This is a genomic window from Streptomyces sp. NPDC102490 (assembly GCF_044765285.1).
Taxonomy (GTDB): domain Bacteria; phylum Actinomycetota; class Actinomycetes; order Streptomycetales; family Streptomycetaceae; genus Streptomyces.
Window position 1 is genome coordinate 1 of sequence record NZ_JBIWJU010000025.1, and the last position, 25,098, is coordinate 25,098.

The 25,098-nt window shown below is 73.3% G+C and carries 29 protein-coding genes; 10 read left to right on the plus strand and 19 right to left on the minus strand.

Annotation, left to right across the window (positions count from 1 at the left end; all coding sequences use genetic code 11):
* Positions 1-125: 125 nt before the first annotated feature.
* The 4 genes from ACIRGB_RS35490 to ACIRGB_RS35505 all read right to left on the minus strand — a co-directional run bounded on the left by ACIRGB_RS35490 (position 126) and on the right by ACIRGB_RS35505 (position 5,447).
* Positions 126-602: a DUF5709 domain-containing protein gene (locus tag ACIRGB_RS35490; RefSeq protein WP_403873788.1), complete on the minus strand. Its 477-nt coding sequence runs from the start codon at positions 600-602 to the stop codon at positions 126-128.
* 72 nt (positions 603-674) lie between these two features.
* Positions 675-2,168 (minus strand): hypothetical protein, encoded by a 1,494-nt coding sequence (locus ACIRGB_RS35495; RefSeq protein WP_403873791.1) that lies wholly within the window; start codon positions 2,166-2,168, stop codon positions 675-677.
* Positions 2,169-2,331: 163 nt separating this feature from the next.
* On the minus strand, positions 2,332-4,710 hold the full coding sequence (locus tag ACIRGB_RS35500) for a glycoside hydrolase family 65 protein (protein WP_403873793.1): 2,379 nt from the start codon (positions 4,708-4,710) through the stop codon (positions 2,332-2,334).
* Complete coding sequence (locus ACIRGB_RS35505) at positions 4,707-5,447, minus strand: beta-phosphoglucomutase family hydrolase (protein WP_403873796.1); 741 nt, start codon at positions 5,445-5,447, stop codon at positions 4,707-4,709. Before ACIRGB_RS35505 ends, ACIRGB_RS35500 begins: the two co-directional genes overlap by 4 nt.
* A 53-nt stretch (positions 5,448-5,500) precedes the next feature.
* Between ACIRGB_RS35505 and ACIRGB_RS35510 the strand changes: the two genes are divergently transcribed.
* Positions 5,501-6,178, plus strand: a complete 678-nt coding sequence (locus tag ACIRGB_RS35510; RefSeq protein WP_403873799.1) for a nucleoside/nucleotide kinase family protein — start codon at positions 5,501-5,503, stop codon at positions 6,176-6,178.
* A gap of 5 nt (positions 6,179-6,183) precedes the next feature.
* On the opposite strand, the gene ACIRGB_RS35515 is transcribed toward ACIRGB_RS35510, so the two are convergent.
* On the minus strand, positions 6,184-6,357 hold the full coding sequence (locus tag ACIRGB_RS35515; RefSeq protein WP_167307139.1) for a hypothetical protein: 174 nt from the start codon (positions 6,355-6,357) through the stop codon (positions 6,184-6,186).
* Between the two features lie 213 nt (positions 6,358-6,570).
* Between ACIRGB_RS35515 and ACIRGB_RS35520 the strand changes: the two genes are divergently transcribed.
* Both ACIRGB_RS35520 and ACIRGB_RS35525 read left to right on the plus strand, forming a co-directional pair.
* Positions 6,571-7,488 carry a MurR/RpiR family transcriptional regulator gene (locus ACIRGB_RS35520; RefSeq protein ID WP_403873802.1) on the plus strand — a complete coding sequence of 306 codons (918 nt, stop codon included), beginning with the start codon at positions 6,571-6,573 and terminating at the stop codon, positions 7,486-7,488.
* Between the two features lie 303 nt (positions 7,489-7,791).
* Complete coding sequence (locus ACIRGB_RS35525) at positions 7,792-8,172, plus strand: hypothetical protein (RefSeq protein WP_403873805.1); 381 nt, start codon at positions 7,792-7,794, stop codon at positions 8,170-8,172.
* Between the two features lie 23 nt (positions 8,173-8,195).
* Here ACIRGB_RS35525 and ACIRGB_RS35530 read toward each other — a convergent pair whose 3' ends face one another.
* Positions 8,196-8,687, minus strand: a complete 492-nt coding sequence (locus ACIRGB_RS35530) for a flavin reductase family protein (protein ID WP_403873808.1) — start codon at positions 8,685-8,687, stop codon at positions 8,196-8,198.
* 19 nt (positions 8,688-8,706) lie between these two features.
* Positions 8,707-9,540, minus strand: coding sequence for a hypothetical protein (locus ACIRGB_RS35535; RefSeq protein WP_403873810.1), 834 nt, complete (start codon positions 9,538-9,540; stop codon positions 8,707-8,709).
* Positions 9,541-9,690: 150 nt separating this feature from the next.
* Here ACIRGB_RS35535 and ACIRGB_RS35540 point away from each other — a divergent pair, with 150 nt between their 5' ends.
* Entirely contained in the window at positions 9,691-10,425 is a 735-nt protein-coding gene (locus ACIRGB_RS35540) for a TetR family transcriptional regulator (RefSeq protein ID WP_403873813.1), read from the plus strand.
* A gap of 201 nt (positions 10,426-10,626) precedes the next feature.
* Positions 10,627-11,049, plus strand: a complete 423-nt coding sequence (locus tag ACIRGB_RS35545; RefSeq protein WP_403873816.1) for a Zn-ribbon domain-containing OB-fold protein — start codon at positions 10,627-10,629, stop codon at positions 11,047-11,049.
* 7 nt (positions 11,050-11,056) lie between these two features.
* Here the strand turns inward: ACIRGB_RS35545 and ACIRGB_RS35550 are convergent, their stop codons facing one another.
* Positions 11,057-11,464 (minus strand): PPOX class F420-dependent oxidoreductase, encoded by a 408-nt coding sequence (locus ACIRGB_RS35550; protein WP_403873819.1) that lies wholly within the window; start codon positions 11,462-11,464, stop codon positions 11,057-11,059.
* A 47-nt stretch (positions 11,465-11,511) separates the two neighbouring features.
* On the minus strand, positions 11,512-12,693 hold the full coding sequence (locus tag ACIRGB_RS35555; RefSeq protein WP_403873822.1) for a MalY/PatB family protein: 1,182 nt from the start codon (positions 12,691-12,693) through the stop codon (positions 11,512-11,514).
* Positions 12,694-12,843: 150 nt separating this feature from the next.
* On the opposite strand from ACIRGB_RS35555, the gene ACIRGB_RS35560 reads away from it, so the two are divergent.
* Positions 12,844-14,187 (plus strand): S1 family peptidase, encoded by a 1,344-nt coding sequence (locus tag ACIRGB_RS35560; protein WP_403873825.1) that lies wholly within the window; start codon positions 12,844-12,846, stop codon positions 14,185-14,187.
* A 73-nt stretch (positions 14,188-14,260) separates the two neighbouring features.
* On the opposite strand, the gene ACIRGB_RS35565 is transcribed toward ACIRGB_RS35560, so the two are convergent.
* Positions 14,261-14,443, minus strand: coding sequence for a hypothetical protein (locus ACIRGB_RS35565; protein ID WP_403873828.1), 183 nt, complete (start codon positions 14,441-14,443; stop codon positions 14,261-14,263).
* 150 nt (positions 14,444-14,593) lie between these two features.
* Positions 14,594-15,760 (minus strand): ROK family protein, encoded by a 1,167-nt coding sequence (locus ACIRGB_RS35570; RefSeq protein WP_403873831.1) that lies wholly within the window; start codon positions 15,758-15,760, stop codon positions 14,594-14,596.
* A 165-nt stretch (positions 15,761-15,925) separates the two neighbouring features.
* Here ACIRGB_RS35570 and ACIRGB_RS35575 point away from each other — a divergent pair, with 165 nt between their 5' ends.
* Positions 15,926-17,128 (plus strand): Gfo/Idh/MocA family protein, encoded by a 1,203-nt coding sequence (locus ACIRGB_RS35575; RefSeq protein ID WP_403873834.1) that lies wholly within the window; start codon positions 15,926-15,928, stop codon positions 17,126-17,128.
* A gap of 33 nt (positions 17,129-17,161) precedes the next feature.
* On the opposite strand, the gene ACIRGB_RS35580 is transcribed toward ACIRGB_RS35575, so the two are convergent.
* On the minus strand, positions 17,162-17,857 hold the full coding sequence (locus ACIRGB_RS35580; protein ID WP_403873837.1) for a L,D-transpeptidase family protein: 696 nt from the start codon (positions 17,855-17,857) through the stop codon (positions 17,162-17,164).
* A gap of 155 nt (positions 17,858-18,012) precedes the next feature.
* Positions 18,013-18,813, minus strand: coding sequence for an SDR family NAD(P)-dependent oxidoreductase (locus tag ACIRGB_RS35585; protein WP_403873840.1), 801 nt, complete (start codon positions 18,811-18,813; stop codon positions 18,013-18,015).
* A gap of 50 nt (positions 18,814-18,863) precedes the next feature.
* Here ACIRGB_RS35585 and ACIRGB_RS35590 point away from each other — a divergent pair, with 50 nt between their 5' ends.
* The gene (locus tag ACIRGB_RS35590; protein WP_403873843.1) at positions 18,864-19,403 is read left to right on the plus strand and encodes a hypothetical protein; all 540 of its coding nucleotides are present in this window, start codon (positions 18,864-18,866) and stop codon (positions 19,401-19,403) included.
* Here the strand turns inward: ACIRGB_RS35590 and ACIRGB_RS35595 are convergent.
* The 4 genes from ACIRGB_RS35595 to ACIRGB_RS35610 all read right to left on the minus strand — a co-directional run bounded on the left by ACIRGB_RS35595 (position 19,387) and on the right by ACIRGB_RS35610 (position 22,612).
* A complete protein-coding gene (locus ACIRGB_RS35595; protein ID WP_403873846.1) occupies positions 19,387-20,313 on the minus strand; it encodes an SDR family oxidoreductase in 927 nt (308 codons plus the stop codon). The genes ACIRGB_RS35590 and ACIRGB_RS35595 overlap by 17 nt on opposite strands.
* A gap of 170 nt (positions 20,314-20,483) precedes the next feature.
* Entirely contained in the window at positions 20,484-21,113 is a 630-nt protein-coding gene (locus ACIRGB_RS35600; RefSeq protein WP_403873849.1) for an MBL fold metallo-hydrolase, read from the minus strand.
* Entirely contained in the window at positions 21,113-22,201 is a 1,089-nt protein-coding gene (locus ACIRGB_RS35605; RefSeq protein ID WP_403873852.1) for an S-(hydroxymethyl)mycothiol dehydrogenase, read from the minus strand. Before ACIRGB_RS35605 ends, ACIRGB_RS35600 begins: the two co-directional genes overlap by 1 nt.
* Positions 22,202-22,327: 126 nt before the next feature.
* Positions 22,328-22,612, minus strand: coding sequence for a hypothetical protein (locus ACIRGB_RS35610; RefSeq protein WP_403873854.1), 285 nt, complete (start codon positions 22,610-22,612; stop codon positions 22,328-22,330).
* A 181-nt stretch (positions 22,613-22,793) separates the two neighbouring features.
* Here ACIRGB_RS35610 and ACIRGB_RS35615 point away from each other — a divergent pair, with 181 nt between their 5' ends.
* Positions 22,794-23,159, plus strand: a complete 366-nt coding sequence (locus tag ACIRGB_RS35615; protein ID WP_403873857.1) for a nuclear transport factor 2 family protein — start codon at positions 22,794-22,796, stop codon at positions 23,157-23,159.
* Between the two features lie 25 nt (positions 23,160-23,184).
* On the opposite strand, the gene ACIRGB_RS35620 is transcribed toward ACIRGB_RS35615, so the two are convergent.
* Both ACIRGB_RS35620 and ACIRGB_RS35625 read right to left on the minus strand, forming a co-directional pair.
* Positions 23,185-24,195, minus strand: a complete 1,011-nt coding sequence (locus tag ACIRGB_RS35620) for a CU044_5270 family protein (protein WP_403873860.1) — start codon at positions 24,193-24,195, stop codon at positions 23,185-23,187.
* Positions 24,188-24,769: an RNA polymerase sigma factor gene (locus ACIRGB_RS35625; protein WP_403873863.1), complete on the minus strand. Its 582-nt coding sequence runs from the start codon at positions 24,767-24,769 to the stop codon at positions 24,188-24,190. Before ACIRGB_RS35625 ends, ACIRGB_RS35620 begins: the two co-directional genes overlap by 8 nt.
* Positions 24,770-24,874: 105 nt before the next feature.
* On the opposite strand from ACIRGB_RS35625, the gene ACIRGB_RS35630 reads away from it, so the two are divergent.
* On the plus strand, positions 24,875-25,098 hold a 224-nt coding region (locus ACIRGB_RS35630; protein WP_403873866.1), incomplete at its 3' end, for a cbb3-type cytochrome c oxidase subunit I.

Consider the following 25,098-nt stretch of genomic DNA (forward strand, 5'->3'; position numbering starts at 1 on the left):
GGGGCCCCGCCCAGGGCGCGCGGGGCGCGCCCCCCCCCCCCCCCCACCGCGGGGCCCCGCCGGGCCCCGGCGGGGGGGCCCCCCGCCCCCCCGCCGCGGCCGGCCGGCGCCCCCGCGTCCAGGCCCTAGGGCTCGGGCAGCTCCGTCTCGTCCTCCACGACGTGCACCGCGGCCTCCTCGGCGCCCGCGGCCCCGCCGTCGATGCCGACGTCCTCCGCGACGCTCTCCTTGGTGGTGTCGGTGCGTACCCCCTCGTCGGGGGCGACCAGCCGGCCGGCCCGGTCGGTGCCCGCCTCCGGGTCGACCGGTTCGCCCTCACCGTCGGGGGCGTCGCCGACCCCGTCCCCGTCGGGTGCCGACACGTCCGGCACCTCCTCGGCCAGCCGGTCGTCGAGGCTCTCGCCCTCGCGCTGCTCGGCGGCCGTGGTGCCGTGCTTGGTCACGCCCAGGGGCTTTTCCGGCGGGGAGTAGCCCTCGTCGAGCGTGTCGTCGTAGGTCCGCTCGTCGACGGCGTCCTGGAGGTCGAGGGGCGCGGCGTCCTCCTGCTCCTCGTTGGTTCCGGTGGGCTGGTAGGCGTCGTCGGCCATCGGGTCCGTGCCCATCGCTGCCTCCCTCTCGCGCTGCGTCGGCTCGTTCGTCTCGCTGTCCGGATCGCGTTTCCCGATACGCGATCTTTAACCCGGGGGTGCGATGCGGATCTCCAGGTCGGTGACGCGGTACGACGCCCAGTCGCGGGCGTAGGCGGGCGGGGTGCCGCCGGGGCCGGTGAGGACGGCGACCGGGATGCGCCGGGCAGTGTCCACGATCTCGGCGGCGGTGGTGTTCTCGTTGTTGCCGCTGGTGGCGCCGGAGGAGCAGCCCGTGTAGTAGCCGACCGGGATGGACTCGTCTTCGGTGAGCAGGCAGGGCGGGCGGACCCCGAGCCGGTGGAGTTCGTCGGCGACCTGGGCCCAGTCCTCGCGGCTCTCGACGTTGCGGTTCACGGTGCCCACGAGCACCGAGAACTGGACCGCGAGGTGCCCGGCCACCGCGAGCGCGACCAGCGTCGCGGCCACCGGCCGCCAGCGGTCCCGTCCGGCCTTGACCAGGTGCCACAGCGCGTCGGCGACCGGGACGGCGAGCAGGGCGTAGGCGGGCTGGAGGAAGCGGGGCGCCGCGTAGCCGATCATGAACAGGTACGGCACCGCGGCCGTGACGGCGCAGGCGAGGGGGAGCAGGGTCGCGGTGGCGCGGCGGGCCCGGACCGCGACGACCGCGCCGAGGACGGCGACGACCGGCAGGAGCAGCCACCACAGGGTGACGACCGGGTGCGGCATCGCTCCGGTGCACGGCCGGCACAGGCCCCGTCCGCCCAGGCTGCGCAGCTGGTCGTCGACGGCGATGTTCCAGCCGAGGTCGCCCTGGATCTCGGAGGCCCGGGACAGCCGCTCCCCGAGGCCGCCGTACCAGGCGTACGCCTCGATCACCCACTCCGCTCCCCCGGCCGCGAGACCTCCCGCCAGGGCGAGCAGCAGCGGCCAGTGGCGGCGCGCGAGGACGAGGACCAGCAGGGGCAGGGCCACCCAGACCGCGTCGGTGGGCCGCATCAGCGCCATCAGCACGCCCCCGGCGGCGACCCCCCACAGCACGCCCCGGCCGGCGCGCTCCCGTCCGGCCCCCAGGGCGCGCAGGGCGCAGCCCACGGTGACGAGTGCGCCGATCGCGACCCAGTAGTTGGGCATGGCCTGCGGGCCGTAGAAGAGGGTCACCCACAGGGTGGCGAAGAACGCGCCGGCCGTGGCGAGGACCCGGGTCGGGAACAGGCCCTTCCAGGCGCGCAGGGCGAGGTACAGACCGAGGCCCGAGAGGACGGCGAGGTAGACGCGCAGGAGTTCGGTGGAGGCCGACCAGGAGGCGACGGGTGCCGCCAGCAGGGTGACGCCCCGGGAGCGCGGCGCGCTGAAGAAGGCGGCGGGGTGGTGGGTGGTGACCTGGCTGATGTACACGATCTCGTCCCAGCCGAGGCCCATCGAGGGGTGCACGAAGACCAGTTGGGCCAGGACGAAGACGGCGGCCACCACCGCGACCGGCACGTCGCCGCGCAGTCGCCGGGGGGTGTCGGAGCTTCCCGCCGCCTCGCCGCGGCGTCCGCGTCCGCCGACGAGAATTGCGTTCGCGCCGTCGGCCATCGTGCACCCCTCACCCCCGCTCGTCGCGGGGTGTCTCGTCCTTCACCTCCTGCCGCCTGTGGCTGGAGCCCGGAACCGCGTCAGTGCGGAATCCCCGGAAACATGATCAAACTAACCCGCGCGCCATCGCCGCGCAGGGCGGAACTCGGCCAGTCGCGCGGGCTCATCCGTCGCTCGGGACCGACCGCTCGGTGACGCCCGGGCGGCGGTGCGGGGGCTGTTCGGGTGTGGGACGCCACTTCGGCGCGGAGATGCCGAGTGTAACGGGCCCCTCCCCGTCCACCCGCGCCTCGGTCCCGTGGTGATGGATCGTCAGGGGCGGTCCGGCCAGCAGCGAGTACGACGCCCGGTCGGGACCGATCTCCACCTGGAGGCACCGGCCGCGGAACTGGAGCCGGAAGGCGAGGCGGCTGAACTTCTCGGGCAGGCGGGGCGTGAAGCGCAGGCTGTCGCCCTCCCGCCGGGTGCCGCCGAAACCGGCGACCAGCGCCATCCACGTACCGGCCAGGGAGGCGATGTGCAGTCCGTCGCGGGTGTTGTGCTCCAGGTCCGCGAGGTCCATCAGGGCGGCCTCGGTGGCGTAGTCGTAGGCGAGCCGCAGGTGGCCGGTCTGGGCGGCGACGACGGCCTGGCAGCACGCGGACAGGGAGGAGTCCCGTACGGTCAGCGGCTCGTAGTAGGCGAAGTTGGCGGCGATCTGGTCCTCGTCGCAGTGGGCGTCGAACCAGCTGCCGCAGGTGTACATGGCGAGGACGAGGTCGGACTGCTTGACGACCTGCTTGCGGTAGATGTCGAAGTACGGGAAGTGCAGCATCAGCGGGTACTGGTCGGCGCCGGTGCCGGCGAAGTCCCAGCGCTGGTGGCGGGTGAAGCCGGCGTGCTGTTCGTGCACGCCGATCTCCTCGTTGTAGGGGATGTGCACGGCCTCGGCGGCGTCCCGCCAGGCGGCGCTCTCCTCCTCGTCGACGCCGAGCCGGGTCGCCTCCTCCGGGTGGCGTTCGCACGCGTCGGCGGCGGCGAGCAGGTTGGAGCGCGCCATGAGGTTGGTGTACGTGTTGTCGTCGACGACGGCGCTGTACTCGTCCGGTCCGGTGACGCCGTCGATGTGGAAGACGCCGTGGTGGTCGTGGTGGCCCAGCGAGCGCCACAACCGGGCCGTCTCCACCAGGAGTTCGAGGGCGGTCTCGCGTTCGAAGTCGGTGTCGCCGGTCGCCGCCGTGTAGCGCACCGCGGCGTGCGCGATGTCGGCGGCCACGTGGAAGGCCGCGGTGCCGGCGGGCCAGTACGCGGAGCCCTCCGAGCCGTCGATGGTCCGCCACGGGAAGGCGGCGCCGCGCAGCCCGAGCTGGGTGGCGCGGTCGCGGGCGGCGGGCAGGGTGGCCTGGCGCCAGCGCAGGGCCTCGGCGACCGCCTTGGGCGCGGTGTAGGTGAGGACGGGCAGCACGAACATCTCGGTGTCCCAGAACGCGTGGCCGTCGTATCCGGAGCCGGTCAGTCCCTTGGCCGGAATCGCGCGCTGCTCGGCGCGGGCACCGGCCTGAAGCACGTGGAACAGGGCGAAGCGGACGGCCTGCTGGATCTCCTCGTCGCCGTGCACCTCGACGTCCGCGCGGGCCCAGAAGTCGTCGAGGTAGTCCCGCTGTTCGGCGACGAGGCCGTCCCAGCCGCCGTGGGCGGCGGCGGCCAGCGCGGCCTCCACCTGGTCGCTCATCGCGGGCCTGGAGCGGGTGCCGGACCAGCCGTGGGCGACGGTCTTCTGCACCCGCAGCCGCTGGCCGGGGTCCAGGACGGAGGTGATGGTCAGGCGGGACACGTCCGTGTTGCTCTCGCTGCTCGTGGTGATCTCACCGGGTGCGTCGACGACGTGGTCGGCGGCCACGGCGACCCTCAGGCCGCTGCGCCGGGTGCGGTGGACCAGGCGCAGCCGGGAGCCGATGGCCAGGTCCTCCTCCGGTTCCAGCGGGGACTGCAGCGCCTGGGCCGCCCGGGGGTCGCCGTCGGCGCTGGGCAGGCTCTCGTTGGCGACCAGTTCGGACTGGATGACGATCCGGGTGCGGCTGTCGACGGGCTCGACCTCGTACTCCACGGCGGCGATGGCGCGCTGGGTGAGGGAGACCAGGCGGGTGGAGCGCACCCGGATCGTCGTGCCGGCCGGGGAGGTCCACTCGCAGGTGCGTTCCAGCACGCCGCGCCTGAGGTCCAGGGTGCGTTCGTGCTTGCCGAGCCGTCCGTAGCGCAGGTCGAAGGGCTCGTCGTCGACCAGCAGCCGCAGCAGCTTGCCGTTGGTGACGTTGATGACGGTCTGGCCCGACTCCGGGTAGCCGTAGCCCGCCTCGGCGTAGGGCAGCGGGTGGAGTTCGTAGACGCCGTTGAGGTAGCTGCCGGGAAGGCCGTGCGGTTCGCCCTCGTCGAGGTTGCCGCGCCAGCCGACGTGGCCGTTGGACAGGGCGAAGACGGACTCGCTCTGGGCAAGCAGGTCGAGGTTGAGCGCCGTCTCGCGCACCCGCCAGGGCTCCACGGTGTATGTCCGGTTGGTGATCACGCGCGGCCTCCCAGCTCGGCGAGGTCCTTGACGACGCGGTCGGCGCCGTGGGCGTAGAGGGCGTCGGTCTGGCCGACGCGGTCGACGCCGACGACGTAGCCGAAGTGTCCGGAGCGGCCCGCGTCCATGCCGGCCAGCGCGTCCTCGAAGACGGCGGCGCGGGACGGTTCGACGCCGAGGTCGCGGGCGGCGGCCAGGAAGGTGTCGGGCCGTGGTTTGCCCGGCAGGTTCCGCTCCCGGGCCACGACGCCGTCGATCCGCACGTCGAACAGCCGCTCGGCGTCGATGGAGTGCAGCACGTCCCGGGTGTTGGCGCTGGAGGAGACGATCGCGGTGGCGAGTCCGGCGTCGCGGACGGCGTCGATGTAGCGCAGCGTGCCCTCGTAGGGCTCGACGCCGTCGGTGCGGATCTTCTCCAGGAGGAGCTCGTTCTTGCGGTTGCCGACGCCGTTGACGGTCCGCGCGTCCGGAGGGTCGTCGGGGGTCCCCTCGGGCAGCTCGATGCCGCGGGAGGCGAGGAAGGAGCGGACGCCGTCGGCGCGGGGGCGGCCGTCGACGTACTCGTCGTAGTCGGAGTCGGTGAAGGGCCGGAAATCCGCGCCGTCCCGCTCGCGCAGGAAGGCGTCGAACGTCTCCTTCCAGGCGGCGGCGTGCACCACCGCCGTCCTGGTCACGACCCCGTCGAGGTCGAAGAGGCAGGCCCTGATGTCGTCGGGGAGTCCGAGCTGCGTCGTCATATCCCCACAGTTCCCCGCCGGGGCGGGTCCGATCAGGTGACACACTGTGCGGTGTGCCGCTGACCTTCGAGGACCTGCTCGCCCGTGCCCGCCGGCTCCCCCGTGACGGGCGGCGCGCGATCCTGGGCATCGCGGGCAGTCCCGGCGCCGGGAAGTCGACGCTCGCCGAGTCTCTGGTGCGGGAGTTGAACGGCACGGGCGAACCGTGGGTGGCGCACGTGCCGATGGACGGCTTCCACCTCGCCGACGCGGAACTGGACCGGCTGGGCCGCCGGGACCGCAAGGGTGCGCCGGACACCTTCGACGCGGCCGGGTACGCGGCGCTGCTGGAGCGGCTGCGCGCGGAGCGGTACGACGACGTCGTCTACGCGCCCGGTTTCGAACGGGTGCTGGAGCAGCCGCTCGCCGGGGCCGTGCCGGTGCCGCCCTCGGCCCGGCTGGTGGTGACGGAGGGCAACTATCTGCTGCTGGAGAGCGGCCCCTGGGCGCGGGTGCGGTCCTGTCTCGACGAGGTGTGGTTCTGCGGGCTGGAGGAGCCGGAGCGCGTCAGACGGCTCGTGGCGCGGCACGAGCGCTTCGGCAAGTCCCCCGAGGACGCGGCCGCGTGGGCGCTCGGCCCCGATCAGCGCAACGCCGACCTGGTCGCCGCCACCCGGCACCGGGCCGACCTGGTGGTACCGGCGCGGGCGGTGCCGGACGCCCGGGGACCGGCGCCCTCAGCTCCTGGGTGAGGCGGTCACTCCTCGTCGAAGTCGTCGGGGCGGACGTGCGCCTCTTCGAGGGCCTCGCGCAGGGTCCGGCCGGTGCCGCCCGGCGGACGGGGCTCGTCCTCCTCGCGCTCGCGCCGGCGCCGGCCGAGAACGTCGTCGGTGGTGTCGGTCTTCGGCCGGTTCTCTTCCGGGACGGTCATGACGTCGGCTCCTCGTCCGTGTCGGTGGGTCCTTCCGTGACGGCGGGTTCCCGGGTGACGGGGGGCTATCCCCGTCCGGGGGTGATGCGGTGAGGGCCCTGCGGGTGGGGGTGTGGTGACGTCCTTCCGGGCGCGGCGGTCCGCTCTGCCGAACACGGGGGGTGAGCTATGTTGACCTCCGTGGGAGACATGGGAGACAAGGGAGGCGCACCCGTGCCATCGCCGCAGCAGGCACGTGCACAGGCGTCGGCGATCACTTCGGGACGGGCCGCCCCGGAGTCGGAGATCTCCCCCACCTCCCGGCTCCGGACGCTCTTCGACCGGCCCCGCCTCTCCCCGGGTCAGCGGCGCATCGCGCAGTACCTGATCGAGCACCTCACCGAGGCGGCGTTCCTGTCGATCACCGACCTGGCCGACCGGGTGGGCGTGAGCCAGCCGTCGGTGACGCGGTTCGCCTCGGCGGTCGGCTTCAGCGGCTACCCGGCGTTGCGGGAGCAACTCCAGGCGATCGCGCTGGGCGGCCGGGGCGGGTCCGCGGCCGAGGAGTACCGGGGCAACGAGTTGCAGGCGGCCGTGGACGCCGAGATCGAGAACCTGGAGAACCTGCGGCGCGACTTCGCCGACGCGGACCGGGTGATCGACGTCGGCCGCAAGCTGGCCGCCTCCGCGCCGCTGACCGTCCTCGGGCTGCGCATCTCCGTCTCGCTCGCCGAGTACTTCGCCTACGCGGCCCGCCGGGTCCACCCCGACGTGCGCCTGGTCACCCGGGGCGGCACGGTCGCCTACGACGCCCTGCTCCAGTCCCGGGAGGCGGGCGGCACCTGGGTGCTGGCCTTCTCCATGCCCCGGCACGCCCACGAGACCCTGGGCGCGGTGCGGGTGGCACGCGGTGCCGGGCTGAAGGTGGCACTGATCACCGACCTGGCGCTCGGGCCGCTCGCGGACGAGGCCGACGTCACCTTCGCCACCGGCACGGGCTCCCGGCTGGTCTTCGACTCCTACGCGGCGCCGGGCGTGATGTGCGCGGCGCTGCTGCAAGCCATGACCGACGCCGATCCCGAGCGGACGCAGGCGCGGCTGGAGGAGTACGAGCAGGTCGCGGACCAGCACCAGTTCTTCCTGCGCGACTGAACCACCCGGGGATTGGTGGGCGCAGACGGGGCCATCCCTGTCAAAGCAGGCATGAATGTTTTCATACGTCTTGCAAAGCGGAAGGCATATATAAATACTGCTCACGGATCGCGACCCGGCCGCCCCGGAGCGCGTCCACACCTGCCGCGAACACCTCGGCCGCCGACTCCTACCCGCTCCGGCGCACCGGGTGTTCCGGTCGGGCGTCGCCTGCGCGAACGCCCGCGGCGGTCCCGGTCGTCCCCTGGACCGGGACCGCCCCCACCCGTCGCCCACCCCGTCGACGCCGCACACCCGGAAGCGATGATCATGCCCCTGACGACCACGCGCATCAGCCCGGACTGGCCCTGCCAGGTCAAGACGCCCGGCAGCTACGACTGGGAACGCTCGGCCACCAGGTGGCTGCGCGAGCTGGTCCCGGCGCGCTACGCCGGCTATCCGGCCCTGATCCGGCATCCGGTGCTGCTCGCCCGCCATGCGCAGATCCAGGTCCAGCACGAGATCCGGGTGGCCCGCACCGCGCTGCAGACCGCCCGGGCGGACCTGCCGCGGCTCGGTCTGCACGAGGCGGCCATCGAGCACACCATCAAGCTGTACGCGGCGGAGGTGCTCCAGTTGCAGCACATCGCGCGCAGCGTGCGGGCGGTCACCGAGGCGCTGGCCGAACGGGGCACCGCGCGCTGAGCGGCGCCGACGGCGGGGGCGTGTCAGTCCACCGGATGCCCGGGCGTGATGGTGCGGGCGTCGGCGAGCCGCAGCAGCGGGCCGTCGGCGGTCTTCCCGCGCCCGCCCCACTCGACCGGGTCGAGGACGAAACCGACGTGGTCGCCCCCCGGCATCCGCTCCACGACCCGGCCGACGAACCACGCCTCGGCGTCCTCCAGCACGGCCGCCCCGCCGTACGCCTCCCGCCAGCGGACGCGCCGGAACTTGTCGACGTCGTCGCCGGACCGCCCGCCGAAAAGCTCGGCGGTCTCGCGTTGGTCGCGGGCCAGCAGGTGGACCGCCAGGACATCGGCGGTCCGTGCGACACGGAAGGTGCGGTTGACGTCGGAGATCCACACGGCGTAGCGCACGGGCCGGATGGAGCACTGCGAGGAGAAGCCGACCAGGCAGCCGGCCCGTTCCCCGCCCGCGGCGGCCGTGACGACGCACATGTCCGGGTCGAGCCGGTCCAGGAACACGTCCATGGCCGCCATGCTAGGCCGCCGGGGCGGCTCAGGTGGCGAGCAGGCGTCGCAGGGCGGTGCGCAGGGCGCTGACGAAGGCGTCGCGGGCCGGCTCGTCGAGGGCGTCCAGGGACAGGTAGGGGTTGAGGTCCTCCAGCTCGACCAGCAGCAGCTCACCGCCGGGGGCGCGGCAGGCGTCGACGCGCTGGATGCCGTGGTCGACGCCGTTCCACTCGATGAACCGCCGCGCGAAGTCGAGGTCGGCCACGGTGGCGTCGTACGGCTCCAGTTGCCAGCGGCGGTCGGGGTGCGGTGCGTGGAGGGCGTACTGGTAGTCGTGGTCGACGAAGTAGAAGGAGACCTCGTAGGCGAAGTCGACGCGCGGCTGGACGAGCAGGTCCCCGGCGTCGTTCAGCGCCTCGGCCACGCGGTCCGCGGGGACGATCCTGAGGCCCGCCGAGTCGGCGCCGAGCCTGGGCTTGACGACGTACGCGTCGGCGACGGGCAGCCGGTGCAGGTCCTCGGCGCGGTCGACGGTGGGGATGACCGGGTAGCCCGCGGCGGTGAGGTCGAGCAGGTACTGCTTGCCGATCATGTCGGCCCTGCCGGTGAGCTGGTTGTAGACGCGCGTCCCGCGCTCGACCGCGCGCTCGCGGAAGGCGTCGTACGCGGCCCGGTACTCCAGCACGGGACCGCTGTTGCGGACGACGACGGCGTCGAAGGCGTCCAGCAGCGCGGCGGCGTCCCGGGGGTGGCACAGGGCCAGGTCGAACTCCTCGCGCAGCCGCGAGGTCAGGTAGATGTCCTCGTCGCAGTAGCGCCGCCCGCGCGCCTCGTAGGCCAGGTCGGTGACGTACAGGATGCGGGGGCGGGCGAACGGCATACGGGACTCCTCCAGGACTGATCGGAAGTGATCGTATGCGACCGGTGTGGCGAGGCGGTGGGTGCGGGCAGGTCCGGGTGGGTGCACTCAGTTCCCCCCGACTGCTGCACTGAGTGCCATGATCCTCGCCGGGCTGCTACGTTCCCTTGCATGAGCACCAGCAGGGCGACTCCCCGCCGCAGGGACGGGACGGACCCGGCGGAGGTCCGGCCGCCGATGCGGGAGGCGCTGGTCGCGGCGGCGTTCCGGCTGTTCCTGGAGCGGGGGTACGAACAGACCACCGTGGACGACATCGTCGCCCTCGCCGGCGTCGGACGACGCTCCTTCTTCCGGTACTTCCCGTCCAAGGAGGACGTGGTCTTCCCCGACCACGAAGGGTGCCTGGCCGACCTGGAGGCGTTCCTGGCCCGCTCCCCCGAGGACGCCGACCCGGTGCGGCGGGTGTGCGACGCGGCCCGGCTGGTGCTGCGCATGTACGCCGAGAACCCGGCGTTCTCCGTCCAGCGCTACCGCCTCACCAAGCAGGTGCCCGGGCTGCGCGCCTACGAGCTGTCGGTGGTGTGGCGCTACGAGCGCGCCCTGGCCGCGTACCTGCGCGGGCGGCTGGGCGGGCGCCCGGACGGGAACCTGCGCGCCGACGTGATCGCGGCCGCGGTGGTCGCGGCGCACAACAACGCCCTGCGGTCCTGGCTGCGTTCGGACGGCCGCGACGACGCGGGTGCCGCGGTGGACCACGCGCTGGCGTACGCGCAGTCCGCCTTCGGCGACGTGCCCGTGCCGCCCCGCGGCACCGCGCCCGAGGACGTGGTGGTCGTGGCGGCGCGCCGCGGGACGCCCCTGTGGCAGGTGCTGCGGGAGATCGAGGACGCGTTCGCACCCGACTGACGTCCGCCGGCCGGCGGACGGCCGGGAGCCCCGGCTCGCGCACTCGCCCGCTCACCGCAATCCGGGGTACCGAGTGCCTTTACGAGTGACACTGAGTGCCATACGCTGTGGTCCGTGCACGGTGGCACGGTGAGCCGCGCACACGCGTGCCCGGTGACCGCGCACGCGGGATTCCGGCCCGAGTGCAGGGAGTTGACCAGCGTGTACCACTCAGGAAACGTCGCTCAGCAGGCGGCCGGCCCCGCGACGGGCCTGCTCGTCCCGAAGGCCGGGAGCCGGACCCCGGAGACCGAGGCCGTCTTCTACCAGCGCTGCACCTGGTGCGGCACCGCCATGTACCACCGGGTGCTGTGTCCGGTCTGCCGCGGCAGCGAGCTGCGGACGGAGCGGAGCGAGGGCACGGGGACGGTGCGTCACGCCACGGTGGTGCACCGCAACACCCCCGCCGCGCGCAATGTCTCCCTCATCGAGATGGCCGAGGGTTTCGTGCTGCGCGGCCGGGTCATGGGTCCGCTCATCGGCATCCACAGCGGCGACCGGGTGCGGCTGTCCACGGCCAAGGACCCGGTGCGCGGCGAGCCGGTCTTCCAGCTGGTCGACGAGCCGTACCGAGCCTGGACCTGACGGCGGCTCAGGTCCCGGAGGCCGGCCCGGGCGTGAGCGTGATGCGGATTCCGAGGGTGCCGTCGAGTCCCCGGCGCAACCGGCTGCCGAGGAGGGTCAGCCGGCCCAGGACGCCGTACTTGCGGGCGAGCAGCCGCCGGTAACGGGCGGTGGTGGCCGGGTCGCAGATCTCCGCGGTCCCCGGGACCTGTGCGCCGGTCGGCCTGCCGCGCACGTCGCAGGGGCCCACCAGGACGTCGGCGCGGTTGCGCACGCGCTTGACCTTCCAGGAGTCGGCCGCCGTCCAGACCCCGAGCGCGTCCCCGTCCCGCACCACCCACACCGGGGTGGCGACCGGAGTGCCGTTCTTCCGGTACGTGGTGACCAGCAGGTACCTGCCGGAGCCGAGCCGGTCCAGTGACGCGTCGTCGTCCATGCCGGAAGTCTAGGCGCCCCCGCGCCGGTGCCCCACGCCGCCCGCGCTCACTCCAGAACCGACGCCATCCTGCGCACCGCCTCCGTGAGCACCTCCGGCGAGGTCGCCAGGTTGAGCCGCACGTGTCCCGCCCCGCCGCTGCCGAAGGGGAGGCCGGAGCTGAGGGCCACCCGGCCCCGGTCGAGGAAGACCTCCGCCGGGTCGTCGCCGAGGCCGAGGGCGCGGCAGTCGAGCCAGGCCAGGTAGGTCGCGTCCCCGGGGCGGTGGACGACCCCCGGGAGCCGCTCGGCGAGCAGGCCGGTGAGCAGCCGCCGGTTCTCGTCGAGCCCGGTGAGCACGGCGTCCAGCCAGGCGGTGCCGTCGCACAGGGCTGCGGTGTGGGCGAGGACGCCGACATGGCTCGGCCCGTGACCGACCTCCTCGGGCATCCGCGACAGGTCGTCGGCGGCACCGGGTCCCGCGACGGCCAGGGCCGCCTTGAGGCCGGCCAGGTTCCAGCCCTTGGACGCCGACATCAGCGACAGGCCGCGCTCGGCGCCGGGCACGCTCAGGTAGGGCACGAACCGCGTGCCGGGGGTGGTGACGAGCGGGGCGTGGATCTCGTCGGCGACGACCCGGACGCCGTACCGCTCCGCGAGGGCGGCGACGGCCGCCAGTTCGCCGGCGGTGTGGACGGTGCCGGTCGGGTTGTGCGGGCTGCACAGCAGGAAGGCGGCCCGGGCGCCGCCCGTGACGGCCCGCCGGAACTCCTCCTCCAGCACGCCGAGGTCGATCCGCAGGTCCGGACCGAGCGGCGCCTCGACCACGCGCCGGTCCAGGTGGGTGACGAACTGGTAGAACGGCGGGTACACCGGCGGGTTGACGACCACCGGGTCGCCGGGCCCGGTGACCAGCTTGAGCATCTCCACGACGCCCAGCATCACGTCGGGCACGATCGCCGTGCGTTCCACGGCCAGGTCGTCCCAGTTCCACCGCTTGGCGGCGAAGGTGGCGAGGGCCTCGGCGTAGGCGGTGCCGACGGGGTAGCCGGTGTCGCCGAGTTCCATGGCCCGCGTCACGGCGCGCACGACGGGTGCGGCGAGCGGCACGTCCATCTCGGCCACCCACAGCGGCAGCACGTCCGCGGGGTAGGTGCGCCACTTCATGCTGGTACGCCGGCGCAGCTGGTCCGGCGTGAGGGCGCGCAGGGGGTTCGGTTCACCGGACTGGTCCCGCGGGATGCTGGTCATGGGGCCAAGATAGGTCGCCGCGGCGGCACGGGGAACCGGACGCCCGCCCGGTGAACACGGAGGTTCCCGCCCCCGTATGGGAGGGGGGCGCTCGACGTCCGGAGGCCCCCGCGGCGGTGACGCCGCGCGGTCGGTTTCGGGAGCGCACGCATGAGGCACGCACGACGACGCATCGTCCGGCGAGTGGCACGGCTGGCGGCCGTCGGCGGACTGCTGCTCGGCGGGACGATGGTCACCCGGGCCGTGGCGAGCGAGCCCCCGGACGCGTCCGCCGCACCGCGCACCCTCGCCCAGAACGCGTCCGGCGCCGGCGCCGGCCTCGTCTCCCGGCTCGGCACCGACCGCACGGCGGGTCACTGGGTCGGCTCCGACGGGCGGCCGGTGGTGGCGGTCACGGACGCGCGCGCGGCCGAGGCGGTGCGGCGGGCCGGGGCCACGGCCAAGCGGGTGCGGCACAGCATGTCCGAGCTGAGGTCGGCGGCCTCGACGCTGCGCGCGGCACCCCGGGTGCCCGGCACGGCCTGGGCGCTTAACTACCGGTCGAACGAGGTGGTGGTGCGCGGCGACCGCACGGTCTCCGGGTCCGACTGGTCGCGGCTGACGGGCGTCGCGGAGGGCATCGGCGGGTTCGTCCGCACGGAGCGCACGGAGGGCACCTTCACCACCCGGGTGAACGGGGCGGAGCCGATCCTGTCCACGGCGGGGCGCTGCTCGGCGGGGTTCAACGTGACCGACGGCACGAACGACTTCATCCTGACCGCGGGCCACTGCGGGCCGACGGGCTCCGTCTGGTTCGGCGACGGCCGGGGTGACCGGCAGGTCGGCACGACGGTCGCCGGAAGCTTCCCCGGGGACGACTTCTCCCTGGTCGAGTACGCCAACGGCAAGGCGGGCGACGGCGCCGACGTGGTGGCGGTCGGCGACGGCAAGGGGGTGCGGATCACGGGGACGGGTGAACCGGCGGTCGGACAGCGGGTGTTCCGCAGCGGGAGCACCAGCGGGCTGCGCGACGGCCGGGTGACGGCGCTGGACGCGACGGTCAACTATCCGGAGGGCACGGTCACCGGCCTGATCGAGACCGATGTGTGCGCCGAGCCCGGGGACAGCGGTGGGCCGATGTTCTCCGAGGGCGTCGCGCTCGGTGTCACCTCGGGCGGCAGCGGTGACTGCGCCAAGGGCGGCACCACGTTCTTCCAGCCGCTGCCGGAGGCCATGGAGTCGCTCGGGGTCCGGCTCATCGGCTCCGGGCGGCAGGGCGCCGCCGCGGGTCCCTCGGCGACCGCGTCACCGGGCGCCGCGGCCCCGGGGGCGTCGGCACCCGTGACGGGCGCCGGCGGTCCGACGCTGCTCGCCCGGCTCGCGGACCCCCGCAACGTCGGTCCGGGGCTGCTGATCGTCGCGGGCAGTCTGGTGGCGCTGGTGGCCACGCGATGGATCAGGGCGGAGCAGGACCGCAAGGCGTACCGGCGGCACTACTCGGCGACCTGGGGCTGACGGAGGCCGGTACGAGGTCCGGCCCGTGAGGGCTGCCGGGGGCGGCCGGGACGGCGACGAGGCCGGGCGCCGGTCAGGCGGCGGTCACGGACTCCGGGGCGGTGGCCCACTCCATGACGAGCCGCTGGTACTCCGCGCGCTGCTCGACGCTCAGTGTCCCGCCCGACCGGAGCCACAGGGCTCGGATCTCCTCGTTGACCTCGGCAGCCGATCGCTCGGAGGAGGGTTCAACAGTGGTGGACATGCTGTGAAGCATACGGCGCCCGGCGTGAAGACGATGTGAGTAATCGCGAGCCAAACGGACATAACGGACCGTGTTACTGATCACGTCGATGCTCCCATCTGTCAAGACCTGCGGCCGAGTTCGTTCCCGCCGGATGTGTCGTGCCGCACACGGGTCGCCGGTTCATCCCTGCGCCGCCCCCAGGACCAGGACCTGGATGGCCAGTACGGCGGCGCCGCGCGCCCAGTCGTGGAAGTCGGACACCCGGGTCTCCAGACCGACCGGCGCGGCCCGCGGATGCCGGTTGGCGCGGACGGCCTCCTCCACCGCCTCCCCCGCCACGTCCATCAGCCCGACCCCTTCTCCGGCCAGCAGGATCTTCTGCGGCATCGCGAAGTTGGCGATCTGCGCCACCAGGGTGCCCAGCGCCCGCCCGGCCTCCGCCACGACCCGCGCGGGCACGGGCTCGCCCGCGGCGGCGGACGCGAGGATCTCCTCGTAGGTCCGGTCCCGGCCGGTGGCGGCCCGCACCTGGTAGCGGATGCTGGGGATGGTCAGCAGGGAGACGGCGCTGCCGCGCCGGCCGTCGGGGGTGAGCGGACCGCCGTGCGGGTCCAGGATCCAGTGGCGCCCGAACCCGCGGTCCTCGTCCCCCGCGTACGGCACCCGCCTGCCGCCCAGCACCAGTCCGTACCCGATGCCGGCGCCGATGGTGAGGACGACGAACCGGTCCAGGCCGCGCCCCGCCCCGAACCAGGTTTCGGCCTCCACGAAGGCGGCGGTGTCGTTCTCGACGACGACCGGCAGCCCGGTGCGCTCCTCCACGAGCGCGGCCAGCGGCACCCCCCGCCACCCCAGGAAGGGGGACTCACCGACGACGGCCCGGTCCTCGACCAGTCCGCCGACGCCGATGCCGATCCCGGCGACCGTGGGCAGGCCGCGGGACAGCTCGGCGGTCATGCCGGCCAGCAGCGCGACGGCCTCCGCCGGGTCGTGGCCGGTGAGCGCGCGGTCCCGGCGGGCGACGATCTCGCTCCTGAGGGTGGTGGCGACGCCGTACACCGTGTCCTGAGTGATCTTGAAACCGAGGAAGTACCGGGAGTCCGCGACGACGTCGAGCGGCTGGGACGGGCGGCCCTGTCGTACTCCGGTCCGGCCGCCCGCCTCCGGGACCTCCACCAGCAGCCCCGACGCGATGAGCGGCTTGGTCAGCCGGGTGAGGCTGCCGGGCGAGAGGCCCAGCCGCCGCGCGATCTCGCTGCGGGACAGGGGGCCGTGCACGAGGACCTCGATCGCCACGGAGCGTTCCCCGGGACTCAGGGGCGGCCAGCTGTCGGCACGTGGGGGCATGGGCACGCGTCCCTTTTCTTCTGTATCGGAAACAACGGAGTCACTGTATGCCGGTCCCGGTCGCGCGAGGCGCCGTGAAGGCGAGAGAGACGCACCCCTTGACGCGGAGATTGTTTCGCCGCAAAAGTAAGTACAGGGACGCGACCAGTGAAGGGCACGCCATCCATGACGTTCTCCCTCGGCATCGTCGGTGCCGGCCAGTTCTCCGGACAGTTCGCCAGGCTGTTCCTGGCGCACCCGGGTGTGCGCGACGTGTTCGTCACCGACCTGCTGCCGGAGCGCGCCGAGCGGGTGGCCGCCGCCGAAGGTCTGACCGGCACCTTCCCGAGCTACGAGGCGATGCTGGAATCCGCCGCGGTCGACGCCGTCGCGGTCTTCACCCAGCGCTGGACCCACGGCCCGCTCGTGCTCCAGGGGCTGGCCGCAGGCAAGCACGTGTACTCGGCGGTCCCCATGGCGGTCAGCGCGCAGGAGATCGCGGAGATCATCGACGCGGTCAGGACGACCGGACTGACGTACATGATGGGTGAGACCAGCCAGTACCATCCGGCGACCGTGCACGCCCGCGACAAGATCGCCGAGGGTGCCTTCGGCAGGCTCTTCCACGCCGAGGGCGACTACGTCCACGACATGGACCTCGGCTTCTACGACGCGTACCGGTACAGCGGCGGCGAGGACTGGAAGGCCACCGCGAGCTATCCGCCGCTGCTCTACCCCACGCACGCGGTGGGCGGGGTGCTGGGCGCCTGGCGGACGCACGCGGTCAGCGTCTCGGCGATCGGCGTGATGGACGAGCGCGGGGACGGGGTCTTCGACCGGTCGGTCAGCCGGTTCGACAACGACGTCTCCAACGCGACCGCGCTGTTCGAGGTGGCCGGTGGTGGTTCGTTCCGCACGAACGAGTTCCGCCGGGTCGGCTACCCGTCGCACATCAGGGAGTCCCGCTTCCGGTTCTTCGGCACCGAGGCGAGCATGGAGCAGTTGGCCACGGTGGCGCTGTGGCAGGACAAGAGCGGGGTGGAGGACATCAGCGAGCTGCTGGAGCCCAGGCCCACCACGTCCCCGGACGACCCGTCGCTCCGGCACGTGGCGCCGCAGCTGCGGGCCGCCTTCACCTCGGGTTCGGCGCCGGTGCACGACCGGGCGCGGCTGCCCCGGGTCTTCGACCGGATGCCCAACGGGCACGAGGGCAGCCACCACTTCCTGGTGGACGACTTCGTGACCGCGGTCAACTCCCGGACCCTGCCGCCCGTGAACGCCTGGGTCGCCGCCCGCTACACCCTGCCGGGCATCGTCGCGCACGAGTCCGCGCGGCAGGGCGGGGTCCGTCTCAGGATCCCGGACTTCGGGGACGCCCCCGAGGTGTGAGGCGCCGCGGCAGGCGCCGGGCGCCCGTCCCGGTCAGGTGCCCGGCTTGCGGCCGTACACGTAGACGTCGTCGCCCTTCTTCAGCAGCGACCAGTACTTCTTGGCGGTGGTCTTCGTCATGTTGACGCAGCCGTGGGAGCCCGGCGGGTTCCACATGCTGACGCCGACGGAGTGGAAGGCCTGGCCGCCGTCGAAGAACTGGCTGTAGGGCATCGGCACGTGGTAGATGGTCGAGACGTGGTCGATGTTGCGCCAGTAGACCTTCTTCAGGCCGGTGCGGGTCTCGTAGCCGTTGCGCCCGGTGCGGACCGGCACCGGCCCGTACACCAGCTTCTTGCCGTCCTGGATCCAGCTCAGCTGGAGGCTGAGGTTCACACAGGCGATACGGCCCTTGTTGGTGGGGCACTTGCCGGATTTATTCGGGTTCTTGCCGACGGCCTTCTGCTTGGTCATCAGATCCATCACCCCCCAGGTGACGGGACCCGCGTAGCCGGCGTTCGGCTGGATGCCGTGCTTGGTCTGGAAGGCGCGGATGGCCTTGCAGTCGGCGGTGGACTGCTTGCCGTCGGCCGTGCGGCCGAGGAACTTCTCCACCTTCTTCTGGTACGGACCCGCCTTCGCGGTGCAGCTCGCGGCCTGGGCCGGTGCCGCCGTGAGTGCGAGTGTGAGCGGTGCCACCAGTGCGGTGACCCCGAGTGCGACGGCTCCCCGTCTGCGTGTGTCCCCCATGGCCGGTCATCCCTTTCGCGTCGAGGCGGTGCGCGGTGCGGAAGGTCGCCCTCGTGCGATCCCGGCATGCTAGACCGCCGTCCGGCGGCTTTGGTTGCGTCCCGCCGACCGCCGGGACGCTACCGTGACAAACGCCACCGGACCACCCCCCTCCGTCAGTCCGAGCCCTCCGCCTCCGCGATCGCCCGCCGGAAGCCGGTGTTGACCGCGGTCAGACCGCCGTCGACCGTCAGTGTCGTCCCGGTGATCCAGGACGCGTCGTGCGAGGCGAGGAAGGCGACGGCCGCCGCGATGTCCTCGGGCTCGCCGACCCGCCCGAGCGGGTACAGCCCCCGTACCGCGGCCAGTTCCTCGTCCCGGCCCTCCCAGGACGTGGTGCGCACCGTGCCCGGCGTCACCAGGTTGACGCGCACGCCGCGCGGGGCCGCGTGTCCGGCGAGGGTGCGGGTCAGCGAGCCGAGACCGGCCTTCGCGGCGCTGTAGGCGTGGTTGCCGAAGTCCTGGACGCCGTTGACCGAGCCGATGCTCACGATCGCGCCGCGTCCCGAGGCCGCGAGGTGGGGCAGGGCGGCCCGGCAGCAGCGGTAGGCCCCGGTGAGGGTGACGTCGAGATCGCGGGCCCAGACCTCGTCCGGCTCGTCCTCGAAGAGCGGGGCGTCGGGCGTGCACGCGAAGGCGTTGTTGACCAGCACGTCCAGGCCGCCGAAGATCTCCACGGCGTGCGCGACGGCCGCCTCCACGGACGCCCGGTCGCTCACGTCGCAGGCGAACGCGGCCACGTCCAGCCCCTCGTCCGCCAGTTCCTCCGCCCTGAGCCGCGCCGCGGGGAGGTCCACGTCGGTCAGCAGCACCCGGGCCCCCTCCGTGGCGAGCCGGCGTGCGGTGGCCGCGCCGATGCCCCGGGCCGCGCCCGTCACGAGTGCCGCGTGGTCGGTGAACCGCCTGGTGTCCGTCATGGACCCGACCGTACTGCCACGACGATCACACCGGCGGATACCGTGCGGACATGTCCGCGTTCCTTCAGCAACTCCCCGCGCTCATAGGCGTCGTCATCGGCGCCCTCGGTTCCTATCTCGCCGTGGTCCGCAGCGACCGTGCCCGGTTCGACCGGGAGACCGCGGCCCGCTGGGAGGAGCGCAGACTCGCGGTGTACGCCGACTACGCGCGGACCGTGAAGACCTCCGTCACGCTGACGTACCGGGTCGCCGCCCACCTCGGCAACGACCCCCACCCGCATCCGCTGAATCCCCAGGAGGCCGCCCCCGCCCAGGCCGAGGCCACCGTCGCCCGGGACCCGGCCGGTGAGGCACTGCTCCTGCTGGGCAGCAAGGACGTGGTGGAGAAGGCGCGGGTGTGGGTGGTGGCCGTGATGGAGATGGAAGGCTTCCTGCGCGAGGAGACCCGCGACCCGGACGCCTGGCGGGTCCTGCTGGAGCGGCAGCGCACCGCGCGCGAGGGCTACTACACGGCCGTGCGGGAGGACTTGGCGCTGCCGCCGGGACACGGCGCCCGGTGGCCGCTGCCGCCCGTCAGCGGTAACCGGTGACGTCGGCGGGTTTGTCCGCGTCCTGGACCTCGACGAGATAGCGCCAGGCGTCCGGGCGGCTGCCGTCGAGGTCGGTGAAGCCGTACTCCTGGGCGAGTCCGCCGCTGGAGAGGGACTGGCCGTTGAAGCGCGCCACGCCCGGGTCGGCGGCCAGGGCGGCGACCGCGCGGCCGACGTAGCGGGGCGTCTCGGAGATGGCGAAGTGCGGGACACGGTCGAGGGCGTCGCGCCAGTTCTCCTCGCGTACGCCGAAGTGGTCGAGCATGATCTCCGAGCGCAGCCAGCCGGGGGTCAGCGCGACGGCCGTGGCGCCGCGCGGGCCCACCTCGTGCCCGAGGGAGAAGGCCATGCGCAGCACGGACGTCTTGGCGAGGTCGTAGAAGAACGAGTTGCGGTAGTGGTCGCGGTTGTAGGCGTCGGTGCCGTCGGTGACCTCGACGACCAGTCCGCCGGGGCGGCGCAGCAGCAGCGGCAGGGCGTGGTGGCTGGTGATGGCGTGGGTCTCGACGGCGAGCCGCAGCAGCCTGAGCCCCTTGTCGAGATCGTGCTCCCAGACCGGGCTGTCCCACTCGAAGAGCGTCTCGCCGCCCCAGATGTCGTTGACCAGGACGTCGAGTCGGGCCTGTTCGCTGGCGATCCGGTCGACGACGCTGGCGACCTGCGCCGGGTCGAGGTGGTCGGCGGGTACCGCGATGCCGTGGCCGCCCGCCTCGGTGACCAGGTCGGCGGTGTCCTCGATGGTCTCGGGGCGGTCGTACTCCGAGCGCCGGGCGCGGGTGCTGCGGCCGGTGACGTAGACGGTGGCGCCGGCCGCGCCCAGTTCGACGGCGATGCCCCGCCCGGCGCCGCGGGTCGCCCCGGCGACCAGTGCGACCCTGCCCGTCAGCGGACCTTTCGATGACCCTGTCATGTCCGGCTTCCGTTCCTCTCCCTCACGTCCCGCACGAACCCGCGGCCCGTACGGGTTCACGTCCCGTGCGAGCGGTGTCGTGTTCGAGAGTGCCCGGGAAGCCGGACATCTTCTGTCACCTTTACCGCGTGTCCCGCGTTTACCGGGCGAGCCGGACGCGGCCGCGCCGGTCAGTGCCCGCGCTTGATCCATTCCTCCAGGTGCGGGGCCTCGGCGCCGATGGTCGTGGAGTCGCCGTGTCCGGTGCGGACCTCGGTCTCGGGCGGGAGGACCAGCAGCTTGTCCCGGATCGAGTCGATGATGGTGGGGAAGTGGGAGTAGGACCGGCCGGTGGCGCCGGGCCCGCCCTGGAAGAGGGTGTCGCCGGTGAAGACGGTGCCGAGGCCGGGGTCGTAGAGGCAGACCGCGCCGGGTGCGTGGCCCGGGGTGTGCAGGACGGTCAGGTCGGCGCCGGCGGCCTCGATGACCAGGCCGTCGGTCAGCCACGCGTCCGGGTCGCGGTCGGGGTGGGTCTGCCGCCACAGGGGCAGGTCGTCACGGTGCAGCCAGACGGTGGCGCCGGTGCGCTCGGCGAGCGCGGGCGCGGCGCCCACGTGGTCGTTGTGGGCGTGGGTGCACACGATGGCGGTGAGCCGCCGGTCCCCGACGGCCTCCGCGATCGCGTCGGCGTCGTGGGCGGCGTCGATGACGACGACCTCGTGGTCGTCGCCGACGAGCCAGACGTTGTTGTCGACGTCCCAGGTGCCGCCGTCCAGGCTGAACTGTCCCGAGGTGACGAGGCGTTCGATGCGGGCGGCCATCAGAGCACCACCACCGAACGCAGCACGTCACCGGCGTGCATCCGGTCGAAGGCCTGCTCCACCCGGTCGAGACCGATGGTCTCGGTGACGAACTTCCCGAGGTCCAGGCGGCCCTGGAGGTGGAGGTCGATGAGCATCGGGAAGTCGCGGGAGGGCAGGCAGTCGCCGTACCAGGAGGACTTGAGGGAGCCGCCACGGCCGAACACGTCGAGCAGCGGCAGTTCCAGCTTCATCTCGGGGGTCGGCACACCGACGAGGACGACGGTGCCGGCCAGGTCGCGGGCGTAGAAGGCCTGCCGGTAGGTCTCGGGGCGGCCGACGGCCTCGATGACGACGTCGGCGCCGAAGCCGCCGGTCAGTTCGCGGATCGCGTCGACGGGGTCGGTCTCGCGGGAGTTGACGGTGTGGGTGGCGCCCATGCCCCGGGCGGTCTCCAGCTTGCGGTCGTCGATGTCCACGGCAATGACCTTCGAGGCGCCCGCCAGGTGGGACCCGGCGATCGCCGCGTCGCCGACGCCGCCGCAGCCGATGACGGCGACGGTGTCGCCGCGGCCGACGTTGCCGGTGTTGATGGCGGCGCCGATGCCGGCCATCACCCCGCAGCCGAGGAGCCCGGCCACCTCGGCGGAGACGGCCGGGTCGACCTTGGTGCACTGTCCGGCGGCGACCAGGGTCTTCTCGGCGAAGGCGCCGATGCCGAGCGCCGGGGACAGCTCCTGGCCGGTCGAGGCGAGGGTCATCTTCTGCTCGGCGTTGTGGGTGTCGAAGCAGTACCAGGGCCGTCCGCGCAGACAGGCCCGGCACGTGCCGCACACGGCACGCCAGTTGAGGATCACGAAGTCGCCGGGGGCCACGTCGGTGACACCGGCGCCGACCGACTCCACGACACCCGCGGCCTCGTGGCCGAGCAGGAAGGGGAAGTCGTCACTGATGCCGCCCTGCTTGTAGTGCAGGTCGGTGTGGCACACCCCGCACGCCCGGATCTCGACCACGGCCTCGCCCGGGCCGGGGTCCGGCACGACGATCGTCTCGATCCGCACCGGTTCGTCCTTGCCCGGCGCGATCACGCCGCGTACTTCCTGCGCCATGGTCCTGACCCCTTCCTCGGCCGTTCAGCGTTCCCCCAGACCCTACGCGCAGGTGATCGTGAAGGGGCGGGTGACGGGGCGGTTCACGGGGTCCGGCCGACCGGATCGGCAGGACGGACGCGGGCGTCAGCCCAGGGCGGGGACGACGCCGAAGAGGGGCGAGACCAGGCCGGTGACCTGCTGGAGCTGCTGGAGGTCCTGCAGCCGGTGCAGCTGCTGGGACGGGAGCGGCATCCGCGCCCGGTCCTCGGCGGGCATGTCGCCGACCGCGAGGGAGTCGAGGGTGTTCGTCACGCTGAGCTTCTTCGTGCCCAGCGCGCCCTGGTCGGCCGCGCTCGCCATCGGGGCCGCGAGGCCGGTGACACCGGCGGCGAGTCCGACGACGGCGACGATACGTCGAGTTGAGATCATGTCCTGAGCAACGCGGACGCCCGGGGACGGACACGGGCGGTCGGCGCCGCTCACCCGTGAGGACCAGTGTCCCGGGTGCCGTTGCCGAGGGCGCCGGAACGGAGGAACCTCGAAAGGAGAGGGCCAAGACGGCCCGTTCCCCGCTGCGGGCCGCGGCCTTCGCCTTGCGAAGGAGGTCGTCATGAGCACCACGGCAGGCCCCGGCTTCGACACCGAAGCGCTGCGCCGGGGCATCGAAGGAGACACGGCGGCACCCCTGCTGTCGCTGTACGCGCGGGACGCGGAGGTCCGCATCGTCGACCGGTACGACCAGCCCAGCCACCCCAAGGTCCTGCACGGCCGGGACGAGATCGCCGACATGCTCGACGACGTCTACAGCCGCGACCTGACCCACCGGATGGAACGCTGCGTGGTCCAGGGCGACCAGGTGGCGTTCAGCGAGGTGTGCACCTACCCGGACGGGGTGCGGGTCCTCGCCGAGTCGATGCTGTCGCTGCGCGACGGGGAGATCGTCGAACAGACCATGATCCAGGCCTGGGACGAGTAGTCCGGGGGCTCGGGAGACGGTCGGGTCAGCGTGTCCAGGCGCTGTACTCCATGACGTCGCCGGCCGCGACGCCGTACTCCGGCTGTGCCTCGGTGAAGGTGGTCTCCAGACCGAGGACGGCGCCGGTGTCCGGGTCCATGATGAGCATGCGGCGCACGCCGGTCACCTCGTGGACGTAGGCCAGGCCGGCCCGCCCGAGGCGGTCGGTTACCTCTCCGGCGGGCCGCAGTCCGCCGGTGTCCGCGAGGAGGCGGACGAGTGCCGCCGACTCGCGGGCGCCCAGGGTCCAGTTGTCGAGGAGCAGGTCGGCCGCGTCGAGCAGCTGGGAGGTGTTCATCGAGTCGGTCTGCCGGGCCTCCTCCAGGTAGGCGCGCAGCCGGCCGGGATCGTGCGGCGGCCGGGCCTGGGGCGGGGCGTCGCTCCAGCTCGGCGGGTACGTCGTGTCGCTGATGACGTGGCCGTCCTCGACCCGGCGCGGGTTGCCGTCCGCGTCCTCGCCGATGACCGGGCGGCCGGGGTGGCGCGGGTCGGTGGCCACCACCAGCTCGGTGTGCCGGCCGTCCGCCGTCCAGCGCACGACGCGCTCCTCGGGCAGCGTGATCGGAGGCGCGTCGTCGGACATGCCGAGGCTCCAGGACTGTACGTGCGTGCCCCTGCGCAGGGCCGGGCCGCCGTCCGCCGCGGCGGCCTCGGCACGCTCGGCGAGCCGGTCCAGGGAGACGGGGGTGGCGTCGGCGCGTACGGCGAGCGGGCGGGGCGCGGCGACGGCGGGCGGGGCGCTCGGTCCGCCGAGCAGCAGGGCCAGTGCGGTCACGGCGACCACGGCGCCGGCCGCGAAGCTCCAGGCCAGGCGGACGCCGCGGCGGCCTGACCGCCGGCCGGACCGCGGCCCCCGGGAGGGCGTGGCGCGGGTCCGTGCGTGCAGCAGCCGGTCCAGGTGGTGGGCGCCGCGGTGGTCGAGCGGCCCGTCGGCGAAGGGCGGGGCGTCGGCCGGCACCGGGTTGGCGCGGCGCAGGAGGTCGAGTTCGTCAGCCATGGCCGTGTTCCTTCGCGGGGGTGGCGTCGACGGCGGTCGCCGGATGCGGGCGGTGCGGGGCCGGGGCGGATGCCGGGCCCATGCGGTCGATCTCCGTTCTCAGCCGGGCGCGGGCGCGGTGCAGGCGCATCGACGCGGCCCGGCTGCCGCAGCCGAGGGCGACGGCCAGCTCGTCCACGCCCAGCTCCTCCCAGGCCGTCAGGCGCAGCACCTCCTGGTCCTTGGCGGAGAGTCTGCCGAGGGCCTCGTGCACCCAGCCGCCGGGCGGCTCCGCCTCGGGCCCCGAGGCGATGTGCCGCCCGTGGGCGGCGTCGTCGTTGCCCAGCCGGGCGAGGAGCCGGCGGCGGCGTCCCTGGCCGCGTACCGCGTTGGCCAGGCAGTTGCGTGCCACCCCGTACAGCCAGGGCAGCGGGGTGTGCGGCAGTTCCGCACGGCGGCGCCAGGCCACCGTGAAGACCTCCGCCACCACTTCCTCGACCTCGCCCGTGCGCCCGTCCAGCCGGCGCGCCACATAGCGGCTGACCGCCCAGTAGTGCTCCCGGTAGGCAGCGGCGAAGATCTCGTCGTTGCTCATGCCCCGTATCTGTCCGGCACCCTCGTGATCGTCACGGGTGATTTCGTGACGCTCGTCTCGTCCGTCGAGTGTGACGTGCGGGCCGGGCGCGGACACAGGCGGGGCGTGAGGAACCTCAAGAGCATCAAGTGGCTGACGACCACGGACCACAAGACGATCGGCACGCTGTATCTGGCGACGTCGTTCGCCTTCTTCTGCGTCGGCGGCGTGATGGCGCTGTTCATGCGCGCCGAACTCGCCCGGCCCGGTCTGCAGATCATGTCGAACGAGCAGTTCAACCAGGCGTTCACGATGCACGGCACGATCATGCTGCTGATGTTCGCGACGCC